Genomic DNA, 6,926 nt, shown 5'->3' on the forward strand with positions numbered 1-6,926 from the left:
TCACTGTGCCAGTTGCGTAAGTCCTGAAGAAGCACAAGGAGAAGAGCCGGATAAGGATTTTGCTGCTAAGAATTTGCAAAAGGCTTGTACAGCTCTCAAAGGTTTAAAAGAAGCTGGTGAAACGGTTGAAGCAGGAAAAAACTTATGGGAAACAGTTCAGCTTATTATCACTAAGCTTCTGCCTTGGCTCGGGAAAGCTAGCAGCTACTTTATTTAAGGTTAAACAAGTCATCAGGTCTATTGACAGTAGTGTAAAGTTCACCAGTAATTGGATGACAGTCGAGACCGACAAGATTACCTCAGCCATAGGCAAAGGTCTGTTGGTTTGAGCCGTCCAGGTTCATCACCTGTACCGATGCTGGGGGTAAGGGTTCCCGATCGACATTAGACTGTGAACCCATAGAGTTGAAGGTTAGTAGGTTGCCCCTTAGTAGGTGTTGCCCCTTAGTAGGTGTTGCTGGTTAGTAGGTGTTGTCGGTTGAAGGTTAGTAGGTGTTGTCGGTTGAAGGTTAGTACCTTGGCCTATTGGCCACCCTACGCGAACAACCTTCAACAACCTTGGCCAAAAGGCCACGCTACGCGAACAACCTTCAACCAGTTAACCTTCAACCAGTTAACCTTCAACCAGTTAACCTTCAACCAGTTAACCTTCAACCAGTTAACCTTCAACCGGTTAACCTCCAACCAGTTAACCATCAACCAGTTAACCATCAACCTGTTAACCTTGGCCAAAAGGCCACGCTGCGCGTTCAACCCTATCTCCCTATAGCCTCCAGTTATCCCTACTTCAGGCAAAGCGTATCCGCATATACCATATTTTGGTTAGAAAAATATAAATAAATGTTGCAAATATCCCCAAAATAGGTTAACTTATATTACAGAAGCTAACAAAACCCTAGGAGATCTATAACAATGACTCAAGAGCAAGAATCTAAGTTCGGTTTCACCAACTTTGCTGAAACCTGGAATGGCCGTTTGGCAATGCTTGGTTTCGCCATTGGCTTGGCTACCGAGTTGCTTACTGGTAACGGAATTCTGGAACAACTAGGTCTGATTTAATCTACCATAAGCAATTGGGCGCACGGTGTGCGCCCCTACAGTTGATTTGTGTTCTACTCAATATTGGAAGCAATATTGGAATTGCTATACCTGCATTTCTGACAGAGATGGCGATCGCAGTCGCTGAAAGCCTTACGCAATCTAGGGTTGACCCCGATTGAAGCTCAGCAAAAAAACGACAGTGTGTTGTTCTTAAGCGATCGCTTAACTATTCCTAATAAAATAGAACACTTTTATACCGATCTACTTAGTTGTTAATTCCTCAACAATACCCATCACTGCACTGCGGGTTAGTTTAGATTGTCCGAGAGCTAAAACATCAAGGGTTGCATGAGCTAAAGCCAGGGGAATTTGGCAAAAATTTCTGGCTGGACTATTCTTCAGTAGAGCATTGGTGTAAGCATCAGCTAAAGAGAGATTTCTCCGAGCATATTTATGTAGCTCTTCTTCGCCCCAGCCGTTGGGAAAAAAATCCACTTGCCTTGTCAAATCTTCAGACCGGTTACGTAGAATGTTGACTGCTTGTAAACCCCGACCAAAACCAACTGCATAACTACGGTTAGTTTGGGTACCATCATACCAAGCCCATAAATCAGAAAGTAACAATCCTACAGAGCCGGCAACGCTATAAGTATAAGCATCCAAATCCATTTCTGTATTAATTTCCCAACCGCATTCAGCCCAAGCTGCCATTCTATCTGCCATAGCTGCGCTAGCTTCCCAAATGCGAGGTGCAATGGTTTCCGGTGCTAGCATTGCCCATTCACCAATCCGAATGGTTACTTCTGGAAGTGGCTGTTCGTGCTTACTCAAGGCTAAAGATAATTCCGAGGCACTGAATCCATTACCTATACCTTGTAGACCGAAACTAATTTTTCGCAACAGTGAAGCCTTGGTAGGGTTATCAAGCTCAAAATCATCTTCAATTTCGTCAATTGCACGCATACATAAGTATGCAGAAGCAACAGATTCTTGTAACCCTCCTGGTAAACAACTAATTGGAATATAGAAAGTTCGACTAGTTTCTTTGAGAATTCCTAAGGCATCTTTACACAGTTGCATGACTTTACCATTCTCATCGTCGCTTTATATGATATTAATAAATTTTAAACGATAAATACTCATAAATATTGAATTTATATGTATTTTTTGTCAAGAGGACTTACAAAGTTTAGTTGGTTTGGCTCCCCTAACCCCCTCTAACAAGGGTAGTTTTTTAAACATAGGGGCAAGTACTTACTTTCATTTTCTTCTGGATAATTTAAATAACTAATGTAAAAAGTGGCGCATACCGGTGAGCACCATTACTAATCCCAGTTCATCTGCTGCCTGAATCGAGTCTTGATCTCGTAAACTCCCACCCGGTTGCACAATTGCCTCAATCCCTGCTTTAGCAGCTGTCCGCACTGAGTCATCGAACGGGAAGAATCCATCACTAGCAAGGATAGCGTTTTTGCTATTTTCCCCAGCCTGTTCTAATGCTATATTGACTGCACCTACCCGATTCATTTGACCCGCACCCACACCTAAGGTTGTGCGATCGCGCGTCACGACGATGGCATTAGACTTTACATGCTTACACACCTTCCAAGCAAATAATAATTCTGCCATTTGGTCAGGAGTAGGTTGCTTTTGGCTTACCACTTGCCAATTCTCAGGATTATCCATGGCATCATCCGCAGCTTGTACCAGAAACCCCCCTGCAATAGCTTTCACAGTTTGCTTTGCTCCGGTCTGTAAGTCTGGTAATAGCAACACCCTTAGCTTCGACTTAGCACTGAGAATTTCTTGAGCTTCTGGTTCACATCCTGGTGCGACTACACATTCTAAGAAAGTTTTCTTTAACGCAACAGCTGTAGCAGCATCAATGGGTTGATTTAATGCCACAATTCCACCGAAGGCAGAAATAGAGTCAGCATTGAATGCCTTCTGATAGGCTTGCGAGAGGGTTTCTGCCAAGGCTACCCCACAAGGATTGGTGTGCTTGAGAATTGCTGCGGCTGGAGTGTCAGTAAATTCATTAATGATCCGCCGTGCAGCTTCTAAATCCACCAGGTTGTTGTAACTGAGTTCCTTACCCTGAAGTTTAGTGGCTGCAGCCCAACCTGTGGGAACCGTTCCGGATTGATACCACGATGCCGGTTGATGGGGATTCTCGCCATAGCGTAGAGATTGGCGCTGTTGTCCAGACAAGGTAAATCGTTTTGGTAGGGAAACTGGATCTTTGTACCCGATCAGGTAGGATGCGATCGCATGGTCATAGGCAGCGGTATGACCAAAAACCTCTATAGCGCAAGCCTGACGGAATTCAGTTGATGGTTGATTTCCATTCTGGCGCAACTCCTCTAAATAATCCTGATACTGACTAGGATTACACAGCACTGTCAGATGAGCATAGTTTTTCGCAGCTGCCCTCAGCAGTGTTGGACCACCGATATCGATAGTTTCAATTGCTTCTGCTAAACTCACGTCCGGTTTAGCAACAGTCTGTTCAAATGGATAGAGATTCACCACCACCAAATCAATGGGACGAATCTGGTTTGTCTCCATTTCTGCCACATCTTCGGGGAAATCTCGCCTTCCCAAAATTCCACCATGAATTCGTGGATGTAGGGTTTTCACCCTGCCACCTAAAATTTCTGGAAAGCCAGTGTAATCAGACACTTTCGTTACCGGCAAACCCTCTGATTGCAAGGCTTTAGCCGTTCCACCACTGCTGATTAAATCAAATTCAAATTCTTCTACTAGCTGACGGGCAAAGTCGATTAGCCCAGTTTTGTCAGATACACTCAGCAGTGCCAGATTTGCCATTTCAAACAATTTTACAAAAGTTGACACTCCCCGCCCTAAAAGAGCGGGGATTCTTAGTTCTAGGACATGCCTTAAAATTAGCTATCCTGAAAGGCAATACTTAAGCCAAATACCCGTTTAAAAACCAAATATCGAGCCTAATTTAACTAACCCCAGTGGGCTTGTCTTCCTAAGCGTTGGGAATTTCCTTGTTCCCGTGTGCCGGAGACGAAACCTTATCAGAGGGTCGCCTTTATGGTTAGTCGGCTATGCGTAAAAGGGTTAAAACTTGTTGATTAAGGCTCCACTCTTCTTACGGTAACTTCTAACCCCACGGTACGTTATATATTTTGAAGTTGTTATTTTACTGGTTTTCGGTATCTGTTAAGACCCATGCGTTTTAGCGGTGCGACCCGTGGCGAATTTAATTCGACGACTGTAAGCACACCGTGAGGTTTTTCGCGCCTCGTGTACTAGCATCGCAAAACGCTCGTTGTTAAATAGGGCAGTACCGACGAATCCTGCCTGTGCTAGGCTACACATTTAAATATAATATACCTTATTTCGGAAAAAGTCGCCCTAGAAGGGAAACTCAAGTAGCGTGGCCTTTGGCCAGGCTTGAAACCCAGACTTTTGGTCAACCGAATTCTGAATTATCGTAAGCATATGCGCTACAGATGGTGCTACTTGAGGTGCCGTCAGCCGTCAGCCGTCAGCTTATTTTATTCAAAAGCACCGATTGCGCTACTTGAGGTGCTGCGCGAACAGTAGCGTCGCACAGGCTTCGACCCTGTGAGTTTCCCCATAAGCACCGATTGCGCTACACGCACGCTGCGCGAACAGTAGCGTGCCCACAAGCCCAAAGCTGATCGCTGATAGCACCTCAAGTAGCACCATCTGTAGCCCATAGGCTAATAGCTGATAGCTGATAGCTGAATGCTTACAATTATCAATTCAGAATGCAGAATTATTAGTTGCTAAATTCAGGATTCAGCAACTTAATAATTCAGAAATAATTAATTCAGAAATATTCAACTTTACTTCTGGATTATGGATTCTGCACTCTGAATTATTTTTTTAAATTGTGAATAGGTTTTTTAGGGTAAATTTAAATAATTCAGCGAACTAAGGTAGGAGCTGTATATTAATTAGCTTACCTACCAATCCGGAATGAATTATTTAAATCTTTTCCCCATTTTTCCTAATTACAACGGATGGAAAAGTAGATCAGGGAAAAAGCGGTTAAATTCAATCAAAATTCCAGCCGTAATGGTCATCCAAACAGCCAACAACACTGGTGCTAGGGACAAATACTTGAGTAAATCCTGCATGGAACATTCTCCTAAAATCGATAACTATTTCAAGACATCTTGGCACATCAATATCATGCCCTGTCTATAAAGCGTGAAAACTTGATTAGCGAGAACGGCACTAGTTTTTAGCTAACTTTTCAGTGCTAAAAGCGTTCCCGCCAGCGAGTCTAAGTATGATTGCTAGCGTGGTGAGACAGGAATCTCATCATCTTTAGCAAACATTTCACCAGTAGTGATTTCTTTGAATGCTAACAAAGGCCATGAGGCAGCCATTAGCATCTTACTAAATGCCACGGGGACATCAATGATGACTTCTTTTTCTTCTGGGTTCTTACCCTTTTGAATCGCTTGTAGATAGCTGCGACCTGCCCAGCCAATCCAGCCAGTGATATAGAGGAAGAGTAAGCTAGGAATGAGGAAGTCACCCATATGGGAGAAACGACCATCCACAATCAAGTGAGGATATCCCTCATCACCACAAAGTGCTTGAGAATACCGCTCAAATCGGTTCGCACCGGAATTGGGGTCACCTGTAGTATTTAGGAACTGAGCCTTCCGGGCTTGAAATGCAGCAGACTCACTACAAGGGGTGAGATGATCCAAAGAAGCAGAGGCTGGGCTGATGGCGCAAAGCCACACAGAGACGGCAAAAATTAAAGCTAACAATCGTCGCATAGAAAGTGTCTCCTTTTGTTAAGAAACAAAAAGTTTTTTGTACAAACCAAGAGATCAAATTATTTGTACACTCAGGCAATCTTACTCTGAGGCGTGTATCTAGTAAAGTTTAATTAACTAAAAGTAGTGTTTCAATAAAGGTCATTGGTGAATGGCTTGTGTTTTAGCAATAGAAACCAGTTGTGATGAAACAGCTGTGGCGATTGTTAACAATCGTAAATGTTGTAGCAATATTGTTGCCTCCCAAATTCCTATGCATCGGCAGTATGGGGGTGTGGTGCCAGAGGTAGCATCCCGTAGCCATCTGGAAACCATCAATAATGCGATCGCGCAAGCCCTAGAAGCAGCTCAACTGGACTGGGGAGCAATTGACGGCATTGCTGCTACCTGCGCTCCCGGCTTAGTGGGCTCTCTACTAGTGGGGGTCACAGCTGCCAAAACCCTGGCCATTGTCCACAACAAGCCCTTTGTAGGTGTCCATCATCTAGAAGGTCATATTTACGCCACCTATCTCAGTGAGCCAGAACTAGAACCACCATTTTTGAGTCTGTTGGTGTCTGGCGGTCACACTAGCTTAATTTATGTCAAAACCTGTGGTAGCTATGAGATACTGGGCGCAACCCGTGACGATGCTGCTGGTGAAGCCTTTGATAAGGTAGCACGATTATTAAAGTTAGGCTATCCCGGAGGACCAGTTATAGATAAGTTAGCACGAGAGGGTAACCCCAAAGCCTTTCCATTGCCAGAAGGTAAGATTTCCCTTGCTAGTGGCGGTTATCATCCCTATGACTCCAGTTTTAGTGGCTTGAAGACAGCGGTGCTAAGGCTGGTGCAAAAACTGGAACAGGAACACTCAGAAATTCCAGTGACCGACATTGCTGCCAGCTTTCAGGAAACTGTAGTGCGATCGCTTACCAAGCGTACCATTGCTTGTGCTCTCGACTATGGTCTGGACACGATTGTGGTTGGGGGTGGGGTGGCTGCCAATAGTGGCTTGAGACAACAGTTACAAGCTGCAGCAACTGAGCATAATTTGCGAGTTATTTTCCCTCCCCTGAAGTTTTGTACCGATAATGCCGCAATGATTGG

The 6,926-nt window shown here is 44.2% G+C and carries 7 protein-coding genes and 2 pseudogenes; 4 read left to right on the top strand and 5 right to left on the bottom strand.

Annotated elements, in window-relative coordinates; all coding sequences use genetic code 11:
- A pseudogene (locus tag F6K20_RS18325) lies at window positions 1–217 on the top strand (hypothetical protein); the annotation flags it as partial.
- 7 nt (window positions 218–224) lie between these two features.
- Here F6K20_RS18325 and F6K20_RS40700 read toward each other — a convergent pair.
- Window positions 225–404: pseudogene (locus tag F6K20_RS40700) on the bottom strand (PQQ-dependent sugar dehydrogenase); the annotation flags it as partial.
- Between the two features lie 121 nt (window positions 405–525).
- Here F6K20_RS40700 and F6K20_RS18335 point away from each other — a divergent pair.
- Together F6K20_RS18335 and F6K20_RS18340 are read left to right on the top strand one after the other, a co-directional pair.
- Window positions 526–840, top strand: coding sequence for a hypothetical protein (locus tag F6K20_RS18335; RefSeq protein ID WP_287249870.1), 315 nt, complete (start codon window positions 526–528; stop codon window positions 838–840).
- A 72-nt stretch (window positions 841–912) separates the two neighbouring features.
- The gene (locus F6K20_RS18340; protein WP_287249872.1) at window positions 913–1,059 is read left to right on the top strand and encodes a CAB/ELIP/HLIP family chlorophyll-binding protein; all 147 of its coding nucleotides are present in this window, start codon (window positions 913–915) and stop codon (window positions 1,057–1,059) included.
- 243 nt (window positions 1,060–1,302) lie between these two features.
- On the opposite strand, the gene F6K20_RS18345 is transcribed toward F6K20_RS18340, so the two are convergent.
- From F6K20_RS18345 to F6K20_RS18360, 4 genes are all read right to left on the bottom strand, one after another.
- Window positions 1,303–2,121: a squalene/phytoene synthase family protein gene (locus tag F6K20_RS18345; protein WP_009148740.1), complete on the bottom strand. Its 819-nt coding sequence runs from the start codon at window positions 2,119–2,121 to the stop codon at window positions 1,303–1,305.
- Between the two features lie 207 nt (window positions 2,122–2,328).
- Window positions 2,329–3,870: a bifunctional phosphoribosylaminoimidazolecarboxamide formyltransferase/IMP cyclohydrolase gene (purH, locus tag F6K20_RS18350; RefSeq protein ID WP_287249894.1), complete on the bottom strand. Its 1,542-nt coding sequence runs from the start codon at window positions 3,868–3,870 to the stop codon at window positions 2,329–2,331.
- Window positions 3,871–5,054: 1,184 nt separating this feature from the next.
- The gene (psaJ, locus tag F6K20_RS18355) at window positions 5,055–5,180 is read right to left on the bottom strand and encodes a photosystem I reaction center subunit IX (protein WP_009148746.1); all 126 of its coding nucleotides are present in this window, start codon (window positions 5,178–5,180) and stop codon (window positions 5,055–5,057) included.
- Window positions 5,181–5,342: 162 nt separating this feature from the next.
- Window positions 5,343–5,837 (bottom strand): photosystem I reaction centre subunit III, encoded by a 495-nt coding sequence (locus F6K20_RS18360; RefSeq protein ID WP_009148748.1) that lies wholly within the window; start codon window positions 5,835–5,837, stop codon window positions 5,343–5,345.
- Window positions 5,838–5,988: 151 nt separating this feature from the next.
- On the opposite strand from F6K20_RS18360, the gene tsaD reads away from it, so the two are divergent.
- On the top strand, window positions 5,989–6,926 hold a 938-nt coding region (gene tsaD, locus F6K20_RS18365; protein WP_287295571.1), incomplete at its 3' end, for a tRNA (adenosine(37)-N6)-threonylcarbamoyltransferase complex transferase subunit TsaD.

The sequence above is a fragment of the Moorena sp. SIO2C4 genome (genome assembly GCF_010672485.1).
In the GTDB taxonomy this organism is placed as follows: Bacteria; Cyanobacteriota; Cyanobacteriia; order Cyanobacteriales; family Coleofasciculaceae; genus Moorena; species Moorena producens.